The 17,213-nt window shown below is 51.5% G+C and carries 20 protein-coding genes; all 20 read right to left on the reverse strand.

Annotated elements, in window-relative coordinates:
* Window positions 1-5: 5 nt before the first annotated feature.
* On the reverse strand, window positions 6-488 hold the full coding sequence (locus tag FHW76_RS12140) for a DUF1833 family protein (protein WP_080884792.1): 483 nt from the start codon (window positions 486-488) through the stop codon (window positions 6-8).
* On the reverse strand, window positions 475-948 hold the full coding sequence (locus FHW76_RS12145) for a hypothetical protein (protein WP_104458893.1): 474 nt from the start codon (window positions 946-948) through the stop codon (window positions 475-477). Before FHW76_RS12145 ends, FHW76_RS12140 begins: the two co-directional genes overlap by 14 nt.
* Complete coding sequence (locus tag FHW76_RS12150) at window positions 948-4,064, reverse strand: phage tail length tape measure family protein (protein WP_117147549.1); 3,117 nt, start codon at window positions 4,062-4,064, stop codon at window positions 948-950. Before FHW76_RS12150 ends, FHW76_RS12145 begins: the two co-directional genes overlap by 1 nt.
* Window positions 4,065-4,164: 100 nt before the next feature.
* The gene (locus tag FHW76_RS12155) at window positions 4,165-4,632 is read right to left on the reverse strand and encodes a hypothetical protein (RefSeq protein WP_117147550.1); all 468 of its coding nucleotides are present in this window, start codon (window positions 4,630-4,632) and stop codon (window positions 4,165-4,167) included.
* A 67-nt stretch (window positions 4,633-4,699) separates the two neighbouring features.
* Window positions 4,700-4,867 (reverse strand): hypothetical protein, encoded by a 168-nt coding sequence (locus FHW76_RS12160; protein WP_004184440.1) that lies wholly within the window; start codon window positions 4,865-4,867, stop codon window positions 4,700-4,702.
* 167 nt (window positions 4,868-5,034) lie between these two features.
* Window positions 5,035-5,517 (reverse strand): hypothetical protein, encoded by a 483-nt coding sequence (locus tag FHW76_RS12165; protein WP_026005925.1) that lies wholly within the window; start codon window positions 5,515-5,517, stop codon window positions 5,035-5,037.
* A gap of 39 nt (window positions 5,518-5,556) precedes the next feature.
* Complete coding sequence (locus tag FHW76_RS12170) at window positions 5,557-6,489, reverse strand: phage tail tube protein (protein WP_117147551.1); 933 nt, start codon at window positions 6,487-6,489, stop codon at window positions 5,557-5,559.
* Window positions 6,490-6,512: 23 nt separating this feature from the next.
* Window positions 6,513-6,905, reverse strand: a complete 393-nt coding sequence (locus FHW76_RS12175) for a phage tail terminator-like protein (RefSeq protein ID WP_117147552.1) — start codon at window positions 6,903-6,905, stop codon at window positions 6,513-6,515.
* The gene (locus FHW76_RS12180) at window positions 6,902-7,453 is read right to left on the reverse strand and encodes a hypothetical protein (RefSeq protein ID WP_012967909.1); all 552 of its coding nucleotides are present in this window, start codon (window positions 7,451-7,453) and stop codon (window positions 6,902-6,904) included. The genes FHW76_RS12175 and FHW76_RS12180 overlap by 4 nt, the downstream gene beginning before the upstream one ends.
* A gap of 1 nt (window position 7,454) precedes the next feature.
* Window positions 7,455-7,838: a hypothetical protein gene (locus FHW76_RS12185; protein WP_012967908.1), complete on the reverse strand. Its 384-nt coding sequence runs from the start codon at window positions 7,836-7,838 to the stop codon at window positions 7,455-7,457.
* Window positions 7,810-8,106 carry a hypothetical protein gene (locus FHW76_RS12190; protein ID WP_117116257.1) on the reverse strand — a complete coding sequence of 99 codons (297 nt, stop codon included), beginning with the start codon at window positions 8,104-8,106 and terminating at the stop codon, window positions 7,810-7,812. The genes FHW76_RS12185 and FHW76_RS12190 overlap by 29 nt, the downstream gene beginning before the upstream one ends.
* Window position 8,107: 1 nt before the next feature.
* Window positions 8,108-8,518, reverse strand: a complete 411-nt coding sequence (locus tag FHW76_RS12195) for a protein singed (RefSeq protein WP_126315588.1) — start codon at window positions 8,516-8,518, stop codon at window positions 8,108-8,110.
* A gap of 3 nt (window positions 8,519-8,521) precedes the next feature.
* Window positions 8,522-8,734 (reverse strand): hypothetical protein, encoded by a 213-nt coding sequence (locus tag FHW76_RS12200; protein WP_016160819.1) that lies wholly within the window; start codon window positions 8,732-8,734, stop codon window positions 8,522-8,524.
* A 39-nt stretch (window positions 8,735-8,773) separates the two neighbouring features.
* Window positions 8,774-9,910 (reverse strand): P22 phage major capsid protein family protein, encoded by a 1,137-nt coding sequence (locus FHW76_RS12205; RefSeq protein WP_063106149.1) that lies wholly within the window; start codon window positions 9,908-9,910, stop codon window positions 8,774-8,776.
* Window positions 9,911-9,997: 87 nt separating this feature from the next.
* The gene (locus FHW76_RS12210; protein ID WP_177334884.1) at window positions 9,998-10,762 is read right to left on the reverse strand and encodes a DUF6651 domain-containing protein; all 765 of its coding nucleotides are present in this window, start codon (window positions 10,760-10,762) and stop codon (window positions 9,998-10,000) included.
* 106 nt (window positions 10,763-10,868) lie between these two features.
* The gene (locus tag FHW76_RS12215; RefSeq protein WP_183476737.1) at window positions 10,869-11,981 is read right to left on the reverse strand and encodes a phage minor head protein; all 1,113 of its coding nucleotides are present in this window, start codon (window positions 11,979-11,981) and stop codon (window positions 10,869-10,871) included.
* Window positions 11,965-13,389: a DUF4055 domain-containing protein gene (locus tag FHW76_RS12220; RefSeq protein ID WP_183476739.1), complete on the reverse strand. Its 1,425-nt coding sequence runs from the start codon at window positions 13,387-13,389 to the stop codon at window positions 11,965-11,967. The genes FHW76_RS12215 and FHW76_RS12220 overlap by 17 nt, the downstream gene beginning before the upstream one ends.
* Window positions 13,390-13,393: 4 nt before the next feature.
* Window positions 13,394-14,698 (reverse strand): terminase large subunit domain-containing protein, encoded by a 1,305-nt coding sequence (locus FHW76_RS12225; RefSeq protein ID WP_100157556.1) that lies wholly within the window; start codon window positions 14,696-14,698, stop codon window positions 13,394-13,396.
* A complete protein-coding gene (locus tag FHW76_RS12230; RefSeq protein ID WP_117147557.1) occupies window positions 14,676-15,668 on the reverse strand; it encodes a terminase small subunit in 993 nt (330 codons plus the stop codon). The genes FHW76_RS12225 and FHW76_RS12230 overlap by 23 nt, the downstream gene beginning before the upstream one ends.
* Window positions 15,669-16,225: 557 nt before the next feature.
* Complete coding sequence (locus FHW76_RS12235; protein ID WP_023304777.1) at window positions 16,226-16,471, reverse strand: DUF2560 family protein; 246 nt, start codon at window positions 16,469-16,471, stop codon at window positions 16,226-16,228.
* Window positions 16,472-17,213 lie beyond the last annotated feature (742 nt).

Genomic DNA, 17,213 nt, shown 5'->3' on the forward strand with positions numbered 1-17,213 from the left:
ATTCCTTAGCTGATGTAACGCAGTCCGGGGAATACAGGTAGCGTGTAGCGGTAACGTGGCCACGCTGTATCAAGGATATTCATATAACCCGCGGTAATCTGCGCCTCTGTCGCCGTCCAGTAACCAGACTTGATTTTCAGCGTATACGGTACTTCCGCAGGGGCCGCTAAATCCGTGGAGATATAACGGCGGTACGTCAGAAATGCAGACAGACGGTTAGCCAGCGCATTGCGGATCGCCGTGGACACAACACCATCGATATTGCACAAGGCAAATTTGAGGTCCTGCGTGCCGTCCGCATTGCGCGCCGGCAGCGCAATGTCTATCGCACAGGCTGAAAACGTTACGGTATCGCCGTTCTCCGTCGTTGCCGTGATGTTCTCGTAACCCTGGCACAGATAATGGACGTCAGAACCAATGGTGATCTGCAGCGTTTCAATGATCACCTCCGGGCCGCTGCTGGCGTAGAGGCGTTTAATCTGCGTCATGCTTCGGCCACTCCTTATTCAGGGCAATATCAAGCAACGAACTTCCGACTATCCATTCCGGGTAATTACCCCATGGGGTAGGAGCAAGGGGGCGCTCCCATAATTCCAGCGTTGCGCTGTACTTCCAGTAGATCGGGGCAACCAGTTCCGGGCCCTGATAAATGTCTGTGAAGCGGCATTTGTAAAACTTAATGCCCGCCGGCGTCTGCAGCTTCATCATGAACCACGCAGCCCCGTCAGATAACGCATCCCGGAACCAGGACTCAAACGCCAGTCCCTGCGCATCGGTTTCCATAAACCAGGTGATGCTGGCCTGCGTCGGCGTGGACGTATAAGCTCGCCTTTGCCGCGCGCGGCCGGTGGTTAACTGGGTTCGTTTTAACGGGCTGACAGGCTGGAATCCGTACCCTTCCTGTAATGGCATCGGAAGACTGTCATGCGGGTAGTAGATATCAGTCATCACTCTAACCCTCTGCCTGGATATTTACTGCGCATTGCCTTACCAACTTTCCCGTCCCCTCTCAACAATTGCGCAGCAACCTGATCCAGGGCTTCCGTTGTCGCCCGCTTCTGCGTTTGAGCCATGGAGAGAGCCATCTGATCAGGTGTCACCCCGGGCGGCGTATGGAAATGTTGCTCAATGGGAGCATGGATGGTGGTCTTGCTGCTGTTATCGCTGTTAACGTTCTGAACACCAGTACCAAACCCTGTACGCCCCAGAGTTGCATCAAGCGGTTGGCCATTTCGAAGTGCCTCAAGCTGAGACACGCCGATCCGGTTCGTTGATGCCTGGTCGAAAACGTACTCTCCTTTGTGAACAATACCCGCTGGCTGATACTTACCACCGGGGCCTGTGTAACCGCCGGAGGCGAAGCCAACACTTGAAACGGCCTGGATATTTGAGACGATACTGGCAGTCTGCTCAGCGATTGAGGCCATAGCGATGAAGTTGGCCGGATAAGGCGCGCTTACTGCACCGCTTGCTATAGCCTGCTGGATTTTCACCATAGAGTCCGCGATAGCGAATGCCTTACTCGCAGCAAAAGCAACCTTGTAGATTGCCGATTGCTCACCAAACCCCGTTCGCATGATTTCAGCGGTACTATCAAACAAGGACTGCGTGGCCGCAGATATGATGGTATTTTTCTGAGCCTCTATGACCTGATTTGCATCCGCTGCACGCTGACGAATAGAGGTCATTCTGGCCTCACCCTCGGCAGTTATTTCACCGGCCTTCGCATAAGCTTCCTCCTGAGCTGCCAGCCAGCGCTGGAGCTCTTGCTGAGCCTGGTCATATTCGTTGATTTGCCCCTGCATCCCCTCAAAAGTTCCAGAGAGTCGCCCTCCTGTGGGTGTCAGGTTTCCTACAACATTACGAACCGTCGAGGGCAGTTGCATATCGGTGTTTTGATAAATATCTGCCCGTGTTTTTTCATATTCACCGGGTTTTAGTTGCCCGGTTGCTTTGGCTTTCTCCAGCAGTTCAAGACGAGTTTTAAGCAGATCGTTGGTCCGCTCATCCTTCGTCTTTACCTGTTCCTGCATTTTCCGGTAATCGTCCAGGGTTTTTACGGAATTTTGCAGTGCCTCCTGCTGCTTATATGCCTGGAGGATTTCATCTGAACGGGAAAGGATCGACTTCTGGTCAGCTGTGAGCTGCGTTTTAGACTTGAGGTCAGCAATCTGTTGCTCGAACTTGATTCGCGCCTGTGTCGCGCTGTTAAGCTTGTCACTGGCATCCAGCTGGGACTGCATGGCAGCAGTCTGCTGGTTTATCTGATCAAGAAGCCGGGTTGCTGCGTCCTCTGTATAGGCTTTTTCTTTGTGGGTCTTGGGCTGCCCAGCTTTTTTGGCCTGCTCAAGTTCCTTTTCCCTTACAGCAATTAGCGCATTGGCCTGATTGATTGCTTCTTTATTTCCTGAGAAAGCAATTTTTCTGGACTGTGCTCTTGCCTCCTTTAACCGAGCTTCTGCACCGGCAACCCTGTCTGCCGCCAGATACTCCTTATTAATCCAGTCAACGGAATTTTTTACCGCCTTATTACCTTCAATGGTAAGTGTGTTCATCGTGGTTTGCAGATCTAACGCCTGGCCGATAAACCTCATCGTAGGGTCAATTGCGCCACCAAGCGCTACGTTTTGCCTACCCTTATCCGCTGCTGTGTAATAATTTTTGACCTCAATAGCTGCAGCTGTCCACGAATCACCTATTTTCAGGATCTCCCGTCGATGCTGATCAATATCAGCATTCAAGGCGGTTAAATTAGCAGAATCCTTGTATTGGGCTACCTTTGTCCTTGCCTCGTCATAACTAAAACCAACGTCGATAAGCTTATTTATTGCTTCGCTCGCACCGTCATTAGTAGTTATAAACATACTACCGACTTCATCGATCGTCTGACCCGTCTTATCAGATATAGCAACCATATTGAGCGCAAGTCGCTCAGCAGCATCTCCGTTAGCACCAAGGGACGTTGTGGCTATTTTTGTCGCAGCATCAATTTCCTGGCGGTTCTGATAGACAGCATAAGTTAGCAACCCAACTGAAGCAGCTGCCACGCTATAGGGATTAACCAGACCCATGACATATGTGCCAACGCCCTTGATCGCTGGCCCAATGCCGCCAAACATATCTTTGAGCTGACCGCCCTGCTGCATAAGAACCATAAACGGTGACTGCCCGGTAGAAAGACCGACAACGATATCGGTCATCTGAGCAGGGATCATGCGCATAGCGTTGGCAGTCTGAGCTGCAGATTGGCTTGTTTTACCCAATTGCGCCTGGGTTTTCTCCAGAGCATCGCGGGATTCTGCAAGTTTACTGTTGAGGCGATCGTAAGCCAGGGGCGACAGCATCCCGGATGTTTTAGCTGTATCCAGCTGGCGCTGCTGCTCGTTAAGGCGACGGAATGCTTCACCTACGGGATCTATTTGGGCCTCAAGACGACGCAGTGCATTTACCTGCTCATCATGTGCTTTTACAGCCTCGCGCTCGGCTTGTGCTTCGCCAGTGACTTCCCGACGAGTCTCCTGAAGTTTTTTGCTGTATGCATCATATTGGGAAGTATTAATTGCGCCCGATTTAAAGGCTGTATTCAGTTCACTTTGTTGTTGTTCAAGATTGCGAAGAGCAGCTGCCAGAGGGTCGATTTTATCGAGTATTCTCTGGAATGCATCAGCCTGCGCCTCCTGCTGCACAGCAGCCAGTTTGCTGGCCTTCTCTGCTTCTCGTTGAGCTTGTGCAACACCACTTAGTTCCTCAGTGGTGTCATTCAGCATCTTAGACAGCGAACGAAACTCTTCCTCGTCAATTAGACCCTTATCGAAGTATTTTTTTAGCTCACTATAGCGGCGACCGACTGTATCAATTGCAGCACCAACCGGATCAATGGCTGCTCGTAATTTATTGAGAGCATCTTTTTCATCGTCAGTCGCTTTTGTCACTTTGAATATGCTGGTTACGGCCTTATCACCAGACTGAGTCATCTTATCAAGCGCAACAGTAAGGCTGTCAGCCTGCTTCTCTGCCCCGGAGCTGTCCAGGCGTATCGCTAGCCGTGATTCTTGTTCTGCCATTTACCTTATCTCCGGGCAATAAAAAACCCGCCGATAAAGCGGGTTAGGAAATACTTAAAAAATGATAATCAGTGAAGGCTATCTTCATCCCTCGATTGAGTTACTGCAATTTAACGCCTCCCATAACAAACCGTTTGTCATCTTTGTTATAGGCTTCAAAATTTAAGGATTTCCCTTCATTGGATCTAACGATATTTACTTCACCATTGTCGCCACCAACGCCTTTCATTGTGAAGGTAGTTGTCTCCTGACCCGCAAAGGTGTTACTGCTGATATCGCTTTGATAGTAAGCCTTGCCGTCAATAATCATATCTACCATCCCGTTGTTATGCAGGTACAGCTTGGTATGATGCCACTTTCCCGTCCCGGTTAAATCGCCAGTGAGGAATTCACAGTTAAAGGAAACATCGCCTTTTTTACATTCCGACATTATTTGCTCTTTCCCCGTAGCTATCATCTCAGCAATTGAAGGTGGGTCTTTAGGGGGGAGTAGTTTTGATATTTGAAACTTGTCATCACAGCCCAACAATGCCATTAAACCAAGCCCGACCACCAAAGCCCTTTTCACATCCCTATCCTCATCATTAACATTTGCTCACAGGTTAGCACAGGAAAAGATAGGGACAATGATATGACTACTTCACTTTTGCCTGTCTTTTCTGCTCTTCAGCCCACTCAACTCTCCAGGCATCATCGAGGGCCAGTATTGCTGCGTCAAACTCAATGCGGTCGATCAGGATGGTGCGCGATGCCAGGTAAAGCTCAATATCATTCAGGGATAGAGGGAGCGGCACTCCGGCCATGCCGGCATACTTCCTGCCGCGCGATATCATGGCGTAAGCGTTGAGGATCTCCCCAGTGACCGCATCGATTTCAGGCTCTGGAATGGGTGGGAGATTTAGCTTCTCCCTGCGCCACTTTGCTTTCTCGCCCTGCTCGCCAGCGAAATCCTTTAGCCACTTTTGGGCCTCTATGGCTTTTTTACGGTTTCCTGAGTCTGCTGCTCCTTACCCTGAGCAATGTTTGCCGCCTCAGCCAGTATCAGCCAGTATAGCGCCGGGTGCTGTTTCAGCATGGCAGCCCCAAGTTCTGGGGTGTAGTCGAGAGCAACCTCTATGCCGTCGACTAACTTACCTACTCCCTCCCAGCCTTTCAGCAGGAACCGAGCGGCGTTATCGATCAGCAGGTCATCAACAGAGTCTATATCGTCCACGCTGGCGAGATTAAAATCCGTTGTCCCCACCTTATAACCTGCGTCCATCTTATCGATGTGGCGGCGCACCAGCGCGTTACGAGAGCGATATTGCGGATTCTCGCTGCTGGCCACCAGCAGGCGAAGTTTGAACAGCGATTCTTCTTCCGGCGAGAATTCCTTTTTGCTGCCTTCTGGCTTTTTGTAGGGATAAAACCAGCGCTCGCCATTTAAATCAATTTTCGGGGTAACAATCAGCATAAAAAACTCCATAAAAAAACCCTCCAAAGAGGGCCAATGTTAATCACCACCGCCAGTAGTGGCAGGAACGCGAGTAATAGTTGGCGGAGTATTGGCCGCGGTGATATCCAGCTGAACCTGAACAATGTCAGTGCTCCCCGCATCCGGCCAGTCGCCGGAGATCTGCACTTCCGGGAAATCGAAGGTATAGGCGCCTTCATCATTCTCCAGCGTGAAGCTAAACGGCACCGTTTCGCCGGTGAATGTTTTTTTGTAAACCTCCCAGGCAGCCTTTGACCATGACAGCGTGATTTGACCTGACGGGGTAAAGGTTGTCGGAATGTTTGCGCCGGCGAACGCCGAACCGGTACCGATGCAGCGCTGAGTCTGCATATTGTTGTTGAACTGAATGTTAAAGGTGTCGACGCAGAAGCCTGTCCCGCCATCAACACCATTTAGCCGGATGTTTGTGACCTCTTTGAAGGAGTAACGCAGCGCCCCCGCTAAATCCACTGGCGTGGTGAAAAAGCTGGTATCGTCCCCCTTCGTCTCCCAGTCCAGCCCTGCAAACGTAATGGTTGCAGTGATATCACCATCGGCCGGGATTTCCATCTGGAAGGTACCAACCTGGCAACCGCGGGCAATCTGGGCGATCCCCACATCACTGGCAAAGGTCGCCACGGAGAACGTAATACGACCATTACCCATCGTCAGCACGTTATTTACCCATTCGGCGCCGAAACAGCTGGCAAGAAAATCGTCATGCTGATTCCAGCGAAACCGTGTGCCGACATCGCCGCCGACATCCACTGTGCCGCGTGAAACACCCTGCGCCATACGGTCACCAGCTATTTCGTCATTGTTGTTGGTGTTCTGCGTTGGTTTCAGACCAAATGAAGAACGACGCAGCAGGTTCCACGCCCCTGCTGTTGGCGTGATTCCTGGCGTTGTCTCGCGAATAAACGCGGCTACTACTTTTGCACCTGAGCTCACAGGAGCCTCCTGTTTTTTGTGCGCTACAGAGCGCGATAAGGAATTTGAAGATTGAGCTGTAACCAGCCATCGGTCTCACCCGCCGGCACAGCAGAAACAGCGAAATAACTAAGTTTTCCGTCGTCCTTGAACTCGAATAGCTCCGTTAGCTGATCAGCCGTCCGTGAGATAAGCAACGTCCCGGAGCCAACCGGAACAAATAGCTGAATGATGAGTAAGCCCGTCCTGTGGACGACTGGCCCATCCCCGATCTCGGTTGCGCCAGCCTGTCCTGCAATGTTGGTGAGGCGGGCCCAGATATCGCGGTTGCTGGGGTAAAATACCGGACCATTGGGATAATCCACCGCATCAGAGGCAATAGCGGTCTGTGCCGCCATTCGGGAAATGACAGCGTTTCTGATTTCTGTAAGGGTCATTTGTAGGCCTGAATCACACCATTAAACGAGACGGCATAGACGCCTGTTGGCGCCTGCGTTGAGTGACCATTCTCCAGAGGCACGGAGTAAGGCAGGTTCGACTGAATGTAAATCACCGAGTAGGCTGGCGCCTGGTCAATGATATTTTTGCCATTAAGAAATGTCATTGTCCCACGCGGATCCGGCTCGGTCGGGACGGAGTGATCGGGTTCGCCGATGCTGACAAAATGCGATGCCCTGAAGGTTCCTGCGCGATACTCAGCCGGCCGCCTGATATCCATGCTGTCATTAACACGGACTTTCTTCCTGAGCCTTCCGGTTTTGGTCAGGTTAGCAGGGTCGGCATAAAGAGATTCGTTCCATTCCCCAACAGCTTTGTTGTATTGAACCGCGGTCGCGTTGATGGCCCACAACTCAGGGTTTCCTACCGGCGAACGTTGAACGATTTCATTCAGCAGTTGAATGGCGATTGTCCGCTGGCGTAGTTTGACATCTTCGGCCACCAGCCCGGCGAATGCCGCCGGGTCAATGTTCCAGCCCTTAGCCATATCACACCCTCCGCAGTTGAATGGAGTACGCAGCGCCAGCAGAGTCGGCAGAAGCGGTGATGATCTCGTAACGCTGAAGCTCACCCGTAATAGAATCCGGTGCGGTGATGATATGCCCGACTGCCGGCTTGTCAGTCACCTCATTGACCAGGGCGGTTAGCTTCACGTCACCATGCAGAATGTTAACGCCATCGATACGGCGCAGTTTATAACGCGCCAGCACTCCACGCCCCGAGTAAGTCACCTGCGTTTCAGTGCCGGTTTCCGTCACCGGGTCCCAGGCACCTCGAACGGTGTATGACCCAGTGAAATCCTTAACGGCATCCTGCAGGTCTGTATCGAAGGCTGCGGCGACTTCAGTTTGGAGTTCGTCGCGGATACCCACGGTCTACCTCCTCTATGCCTTTTTCACCAAAACGCTGAAGCGGGATATTGTTAGAAACATATCCGCCAGTAAAAAGGACCAGGACGTTACCACGCAGTTTCCTGGTATAGATTTCGCCGTTGCGTTTAACCCTCAGCCGAAGCGGAGCAAACTCAACAACGCCCTTTGCCGGGTTTGCGTAAACGACATAATTGATCGGGTTTCCATTCACAAACACATCGCGAGGGCCGAGCCCGTCACCGGCATAATGCACATCAGTGTTTTGCATATCACCCCCTTACCAGCCGTACCTGAGACTGACTAACGCCATAGGGCTTTAGCATTGCAAGCGCCAGCTGCAGATCGGAATCAAGCAATGCCGAGCTGTTGGTAGCAAGTTCCGCGAAGGTCTTTGAAACGCTGACATCATCGGCATCTACCGTCTTACTCAGCAACACACCAGAATCGGTTTTCTGCTGATAAAGGCCACCATTCGAGGCCGCTAGCGCTGCATAGGCGCCAGCTTGTTTCACATCGTCAGGAATGATGATTTCGTGAGTTGCCTTATTGCACGGCAGTTTCAGGTTAAGTCCATTCATCCAGGTATTGGCCATCAGCACAGATTTGGCTTTTTTGCTTTCATCTGTCCAGGTGGCACCGAGAATCGAATTGACAACTTCAACGGTGATGAAAGTGATCATGTATCACTCCATTTCTTTCCAGCCGTGCGCCTTCCAGTTCTCCACTTCATCAGGGTGAACGTTGGCGGTATTGGGCGCACCAGGGAATGCCGGGAAATCGGTAACCATTGCCACCAGCTGCGATGTGGTCGATACGGGTTCATTGTTATCCGCCTGCGTAGACGCAGTTTGCTCAGCAGCTCGTTGTGCGCGCTGCTCTTTTGTTAATCCGGCCATTAGCCCTCCACTAAAAAAAGGGGCCGAAGCCCCTGTTTATCAGCCCAGCAACAACGCTGAGTGCGCCGACTTAACTGCCGCTACGCCCCAGGACAAACCGACTTCGTAACGCACCTGGCGATACTGGCGGTACAGGGCTACCTGGTAAGTGATGCCAGATACCGGGTCAGTAACGTTCATCACATCATCCGCAGTATCGCCGCCCTGCGGCATTGCCGGGGTTCGGGATGCAAGCAGGAATGCATTGCGATCAAACGCCATGTTTGCGGTGTAGGCGCCACCAGCGGTAACAGCGGTGTTATCGGCCAGTGCCTGACGTAAGCCAGGAGCAGCCAGGGTGATTGCTGTGGCCGTCGCAGCAGCAACAAGGTATTTATTGCTGTCCCCGTCAAACGTCACGATGTCACCCGCTGCAAAAGCACCTGTGCCGGTATCAATGGCAATCAGAATATCGCCTTCAGCTTTTGCTCCATTCACCAGGTATCCGGCAGCCGGAGATGCAGCGCGTTTCTTAACATGCGCGGATTCGTGGATGTTGAATCCTTCCAGTCGCCCCACGATACCTTCGCGCAGAAGCGCATCAGTACCGGACTCGTTTACTTTGAACAGAACAGACTGTTTACCGCGGAGGTTTGCGATAGCCGAAGAACCGAGAACCATCTGCAGATCAGTTGTCGGCGAACCGTTGTCAGAGAGAACCTGGCGCGCATTTGCCGCATCCGACAAATCACCTGCAATACCGAAAGGAGCGGTGCCGGCCGTACCAACAGCACGGGAGGATGCGAAATACAGAGCTGCAAGATCTGCATCCATCTCATTAGCCAGCGCGCGAAAAGCCTGCTTAAACTGATCAGCAAGAATGGTGTTGTATGTCCCTGCGGGCCCCAGTGCCAGTTGTTCCTCACCGTTCCATTTGACCGGGGCCATTTTGGATTTGGTGATTTTGACATCAACGGTGCCGATCGTCTGGTCGCCGTCATTTGGCGCAGTAGCCCCCGGGGTAATATCAACAGTGGTTGCCGGTGGCGCAACCGGCGCAGTAACAGTCTGGTCCTTCGCCGCCGCATCAGCTTTAGCATTGCGCGATACAGCCGGGATAAAACCGACCTGTTCGCGAGATACGGTATCCAGAGCCGTGAAGATAGTCGGGATCAACCCGGTAAGCGTATTAGCCATGTGTATGGATTCCTTGGAGGTTAAAATATAGGGTTGGTTGAGCTATCCAGCTCCGGCACCAGCAGCCATCCGGCGGCTGGCAAAGAATTAATCGACGATGGTGATACCGTCTTTGAGAGTTGATTGCTGATCTGTCGGACTCAAACTGGTAAACGCATCGCGTTTCATCGTTTTCTGCCCGAGTGAATGCTGAGACTGCCGTGAGCCGCCTCCCTGGTTGCCGCTGGCCTTCAGAATGTGGTCTTTCTGTGGGTACTGCTCCACCAGGAACTCCAGCGCCTCATCAAAGGCCGCCAGTTCGCCCGGCTTCGAGCGGGAATAAATTTTGTTGCCAGAGCCATCATAGGCAACGACTTTGCCGTCCTCGACTTTGAAGGACTGACCGAACCGCGCCTGAAGCATATCTGCCGGAATTGCTACTTTATCTGCGATGAATTTCGAGCCAGAGAACCGACCGCCGATCATTTCCTGATAAAGCTGGCCTTCAAGGGTCGCCGCACGCTGAGTAGCTTCATCAAGCTGGGCCTGGAAGGATTTGGTGATATCTGCTTTAACCTGATCAACAGCGCCTGCGTCGATCAGTTTTTTCTGGTCGATTTTAGTCATCATCTCCAGCGCTTCGAGCGCCTTTGCCGGATCACCGATTTTGGCAAACTTAGCCAGACTGGCTTCAGCTGCTTCTTTGGCTTCACGATGAGATTTCGCCTCGCCATTCAGAGAAGAGATTTTCCCAACGGCCTGCACAGCATCAAAACCAACTTCCTGGCCGTCATCGTGGACGTAGACGGGTAAACCGCTGGAATCGACTTCTGCATAGCTTTTGCCGTTAACTTCGACTGTTTTCAGTTTCATGTGGTTACCTTTTCGGTGGTCATCCGACCGTTGCACCGCTCACCATCCGGATCACGGCAATAAAAAAGGCCGCCCGGAGGCAGCCTGATTGAAGACTTAAAAAGCTTTAAAGTCTGGCGTTGCTGAACGCCTGAGTATCCAGGTTACGAAGTTGCTCCAGAGTCAGCCATTCGCCCTTGTCGTTGTAGAAATCATCGGGCGACATGCCGCCGTCACGAATCAGCCGGGCCCGGGTTACGCCAACGATCTGGGACTGTCGCGTGAACGACTGGCGCGAGAACCAACCCTGATAATCGGTATCCGAAGGCACCTGCCCGTCCATGCTGGCGCGCGAGCTATCTGATATTTGCCCTACAGCAATACCCAGCTCATCAGACGATTTCAGGATGTAGGTTTCGACGCTGCGGCAGCAGAAATGGATTTTCCCGGGTCCCTGCAGATACGGCACCTTATGGCCGATCGGCTTGTTATCCAGTGTGTACTTGAGGCGGTCGCGAATTCGACAGTCTTTTGATGTCCGGTTATCCAAAGTGGATAACCACTGCTTACCCTTCAAAATGTCATCGTTCGCATCTGCAAAGCTTTTCCTGGCCGTAGAAGCAAGATGCCCCACAGCCGTTTTTGCAATACTGCCGGCATTGGTTCGGCTCATCTGCAGCGCGCCATCCTGATAACCACGGTTAGCATGACCACGGACCTTTCTGGCGATTTGCTCATGCGTATCGCCCAGGAGAAAACCCTGCCGCACTGTATTGGAAATTCTTGCCATCCTGTCAGCTTCAAGGTTATCTGCCCACTCCGAAAGCAGGCGCCCCTGAAACGGCTGTGCCATCGCAGTTGCGTAAACGGCATCCGGTGAAATGCCCACCAGCGGGTGAAGCGATAGCACATCATCGGGGATCGCAAACTGGAACAGGCTCAGCTGAAAGCCTGCTTCGTGCTGAGCGAGTTGCTGCAGCTCATCAGATAGTCCCGCGTACATTGACTGCACAGCCTCGCGATTGAGAGCTCTGACACTAACGAGCAGCGCTTCCAGTCGCGACACGGTAAAGCTGTCAGCATCCAGGCTATCCATCGCTACCAGCAATCTGGCTGTCAGTTCCGCATCGCTGTCATTCAGGATTTTTATCATCCTGTTTGCAACGCTGGTGCTGTACCGCGCTATCCATATCGCATGCGCTATCGATTCATCCTGAAGCTTGTCATTCGCCGTTGCCATTTGCACCACCCGGGTTACTCAGTCCGCCGGCCAGCGTGACCTGCTGATTCCGCAACTCATCGATTACCTCTTCGGGCTTCGCGTCCGGATCGATAAATTTGAGGGCCTGCAAAACGCGAACAGCATCGACCTGACGTATATCACCACCCTGACGGAGCGACTGAACAGCTGTTGCAGCAGTGGCATCAAACGTCTGGGCTGAAACATCCAGTTCGGTGCGTACATCGACATTGCCGCCTTCTTTCTCGCCCAGCCATTCCGCCATAATCTGCAGGATATTATCGAGCGCATCCTCAAGCGAACTTGCCATGGTGTAGAGAGGTGAATTCTCCTGCATCCGTTCTTCGTGAGTCTGGTCTAAGGATTTAGTCGATGGGTTTTCCGCGCGCAGCAGTTTTGCGCCGGCCTGACGCATCTGGTTTTCCAGATCCTCAAGGGAAATCTTACCGGCTTCAATCGCAGCCCCTGTATGCTCGACATATTCCAGTCCCTGGCGCTGGCGGTCATCGAAACGAGTCGCAGAGGAAGAACCTATCGTCAACGTTTCGCCATCAGCCAGACCGTAAGCCACCAGCAACGGCACGCGAGCGACATGAAGGATGTTGTCCTGTTCACTCTGACTCTGCCAGTGCTTGATATTCAGTAAGGCGAGATTAAGCAGTGGCGGTGAACCGCGCATAAAGCCTGTGCGTTTTGTGTAAAGAGTCACCAGGGGAATGTCATCGCGACTGGTTTCCCACTCGTCGTGAATCTGCCACTGGCTTTCGCCGTTATCACCTTTATTTCGGCGATAAATTTCAACCTTGCCCGGCATGATATGGCGTATTTGTTCAACTTTCGTTTGCCCGTAATCGTCGCCATCAATAATGATGACCTCTCTGATGCGCAGATCGGTCAGCACCACTTTCCCTTTAACCACTTTCGATTTCCAGCCGATGACCTGGCGAGGATTTAACATCGTGGCATACGGGCGGGATCCCGCGGCTTTTTCGTCGGCTTTAGTTTTTACTGCCTCCGGGTCAATTTTCGGGAAATCCACCAGCGCATGTACCAGACCATACTGAAATCCGATGCTGAAAAATTGTTGTGCCCAGACATCGAGCCGGTTTCCTTCCATATCAATATCTGGCGATAGTTCCCGTATTTGTTCAGGAGAGTCCTCACTCAATACCGTCGGCTCAGCAAACACTCGCCCGATGTTTTGTTTAATGGCCTCTTCATAGGCAGGTAGTAACGTTGCCGAAGCCAAACGCTCCTTATAACTTTCAGGATCTTCGTTCGGCCATTTCGGGAGATACTTCTTGCCCTGCCGTCGCATTTCCAGCGTGCCGCCCATCAGCGCATCATTAATATCCCATGCCTCAACCATGTCGTTATAGTCGAGGTTGGGCGTTGAAATATCAGGCATGGTTTTACATCCGCAGTTGGGTGACTTTTCCAGTCGGTTTGATAATCGGGAATTGCTTCACAATGAAATACCCACCGGCATCGTTGGGGTGATCGTTATCCGCCGTTTTATCCGGCTCACCGTTTTCGCCCCAAACCTGTTGCTCAAGCGATTCGGTGTACACCGGGCATCGCTTTACATTCACTTTGTAGCGACGTTCACCTTTACCATTGCAGAACATGGCATTCATCGCGTTGATGCGGTCTTTCACTGGCGGGTTTGATGCATTAACAACCACATTGAAGCCGGCCTGCTTAAGCTGAGCGATATCCGTGGCGCTGGCATTGCTGGATTTGCGGGAATCGCCGGAAGCGTCCGGGTAAATATAGATTTCCCGCACCTTGCGATAATCGTTGCCGTCGTACAGCCAGAACCGTTCTTTGATGATGCGGATCATGTCAGGGGTGTCGTAAGCCTTCACGATTTCATTAACCGCAAACGGAAGCCCCAGACGTAACACATGAACAACCCCGGCCATCTTCCCGACGTTGAAATCCATACCGATATACAGCGGCTCACCGGGTTGCTCTTCCTCCCGACAGTTATTCAGCTTACGGTCAAACTGATGGTAAATCGTCCCGCTGGTAAGGTTGGTGAACTGGCCACGGAGATAAGCCTTGATCAGCTCCGGCGGGTATGACTCCATCAGCGACGGGATATAGTCCGGCGGCAGATTCTTTTCGTTGTCGAACGTCGAGGCCTGCACCAGGCCGTACAGCGTTGAGAGCGAAGGCTTATCGCGTACAGCCTTTGCGAACTGCTGATAAACGAATTTAAACCCTTCTGGCGTCGTGGTGACGTCGATCCCGTTACGAAGACCGGCCACGTTGTAACGCATACGAGCAATGATTTTTCGCCAGGCTAACTGCGCCTTTTTGGCGGGCATTACGTCCAGCTCATCAATCAGCGCGTTACCGATTTTAAAACCAACGATGGTTTGCGGTTTCTCCATCGAGCGGCAAATCGTCGTTCCTCGGTACTGGCGTCCGGCGTAGAAGTGAACCTCTTTGTTTCCCTCGTTGATTTTGACATTCAGCCCCCAGTCGTGGGCCACCTCCTCAACAGTGGGATAAAAGATGTCACGGATCTGCGGATACGTTGGCGCAAAGTAACCCTGGTTGATTTTGGGGTGTTCCCACATCCCTTTGCAGATACCACCGCAGCCGACCCATGTCTTGCCAGAACCGAAGCCGGCGACGTAGGCCTTAAACTTGTACTGCATCGCAAGAAATTTGGCCTGAGGGATGTTAAGCGTCGGTGCTATCGCCATCCTCTTCCCTCACTCGTGCATCGACTACGTTGATATTGATTGCAACTGGCGTTGGTTCGTCATCCTCCGGGTCAGCGGCCAGCTCTTTGCGTAATTTTTCGACCTCCAGCTGCCGGCGCTCAATTTCTATCTGCTGCAGACGCTGGGCGAACTCGCTATCAGCCAGGCCGAGACGTTTCATCACCGCCTCGTACATCCGCTCCCGGCTAATAGCGGTAATCTCTACGCCATTCTTCCCAAGCTTCACTCCGGAATAGGCAAGCGCAGCATCGGGCGCCAGTTTGCGCGTATCAGCGAAGAAAGGCTGGCCGATGCCGTCACCATTACAGCGAGGGCATTCCGGGTTAGGTGCGCTGGTGTGGTCGTAACCGTAACCACCAACATCTACGGGCTCGCGACGTTTACGCTCAAGCGCTTCGAGCCGCTTCTCTTCATACTCAACAGCATCGCGCCATTGATACTGGTGACCGAAGCCCCAGCAGTAACGGCAACTCCCGCGGCGATACTGTGATAGCTGGTTGGCGTCGAACGTTGCCAGGCGCCACATCTGCTCAAGTACTTCATCAGCGCTGCCGAGTGTGCGCACAATGGATGCTTTCTGCTGCTGCGCAATGGCCTGCGCAACGTTAGGATTCGTTAGAAGCTGACGGCCATAGTTTGGGTCGCTATAGCCCGCACGCTCAGCGGCAGCGGTAGCGTTCTGGTCCTTGAGGTATTCAGCAATGAAGCGCTTTACCTTTGGACTCAGTTTGCTCTCCACCAACTCTTCTGCGCACTTTTCCTTTTGCGCAGTGCACAATTTCTTCTGCGCAGGTTTTTGCGCAGTTTGCGCAGTGGGTTTCTTGATGTATCGGCGGGCTGTAGCGTAATTCAGTCCCTGCGCTTCACACCAATCCTTCGGTGATACGCCGGTTGCGGCATGATCGGACAGGAACCGTTGCTGAAGCTCGCCCCAGTCCGGTTTTGCCATGGATTATTCCTATTTAACGTGAGGGAGAAAAAGGAATTACTGATTCTCCATAAAATATTCACTTTTATGTTTTGGAATTAAGGCTCTTTAGTTCAGGAGTTATTATGAAAAGAATTATGCTTGCTGTTTTTGTGATCTGTGGTGCGCTGTCACTTTCAGGATGTATCCTTCCCCCTGGTCCCCATGGAGGCGGGCATGGTGGAGATCACTTCCATGGTCCAGAGCATCGTTAACCGCCTGAGGGCTTTCATTTTACAAAAATGAAAAAGGCCGCAAAAATATGCGGCCTTTAGTTACTACCAGCTAGCGTATAAAGAATCTCTCAGGAGCCACCCGGGAGAGGTTCATCTATACGGCTAACTGACCTCTGCCGTTCTGGTGTTGGCAGGCAGAGACGTTATGAGAGTAGTGAGTATTTCAAAATTCACCGGGATAAACAGACAATGATGTCAGTTACCCCGTATAACTGGAAATTGGTGATTGATTGAACTGTCAGCCCAGACGATTTGTCTGATGGTCATTATCACAGGCACTCAGTGAATGCCTGTTGTAATGCCTTAGCTGGCCTGTTCTGCGCCGGTATCAAACAACGCCAGCGCTTCGGTCGCTTCCTGAATCGCTTTACGGGTCTTCGAGACAATCTCGCTTTCCGTGTAAACACGATCAAAGGAGTCTGCGAAAAGTTCAGATTTCAGATAGCTGTCGCCTACCCAGTCAATGGCCAACTTGGCCGCTGCGGTGTCGTAGTTAACTTTCTTGATGATATCCAGGCGGATTTGCTCGGATGCGGTGATCTCTGACATGTCTTACCTCTTTAATAAATAATACATACAGAAAAGCCCTGTATGAGCAGGGCCTTTTATCGTCAAACCTTAGAGAACCAGCGCTACAAGCCAGGTAAAGTAATGACACTTTGACTTTATACTAAAAAACGACTCATATTAGAGCTATTGGTGATCATCCATAAAACCAGCCTGCGATACCAAGGAACATGGCTGACAGAAAACAACAAATTGCAGTTTTATGCATCAATACACCGTAGAAGGCACAAGATATCACAACAAGAAGTACAATAAGGACAGGCCACATACTAAACAAAAGAAGAGCATATGACTCTGAATTATTATAAATATTATTTTGCACTAGCATCATAATCCTTCTACGGTGTTTGAAAGCGTTGCAATGATGCTAATTTTAAATTCCTACAGCGAATTTACAAAAAATAGAAACTACCAAACTAACGAAAAGCCACTCTTACCAAAAAAAATATTAGCAAGAGGATTCAACTGTGACCCAAATATCCAACCCATGAATATAACGCTGCACCGGAACGCAAACAAACACACTTTCAGTTAAACTTACTGACTTTATTATACTGCCCGCGGGAGGAAAAACATCCCCACGCTCAGGCAATTTGTTAATTTGTTCAGCACCATATCGATAATGCTTTGGAAGTCGCGGAAGTTTGCAATCAATCATAATTAGTAACTCACTTTATAAAAAGTCAATGTAGCATGCATAATGAACTAAAAAACTAACATTGCA

This window comes from Klebsiella sp. RC2, assembly GCF_014192815.1.
GTDB classification, from domain to species: Bacteria; Pseudomonadota; Gammaproteobacteria; order Enterobacterales; family Enterobacteriaceae; genus Klebsiella; species Klebsiella variicola.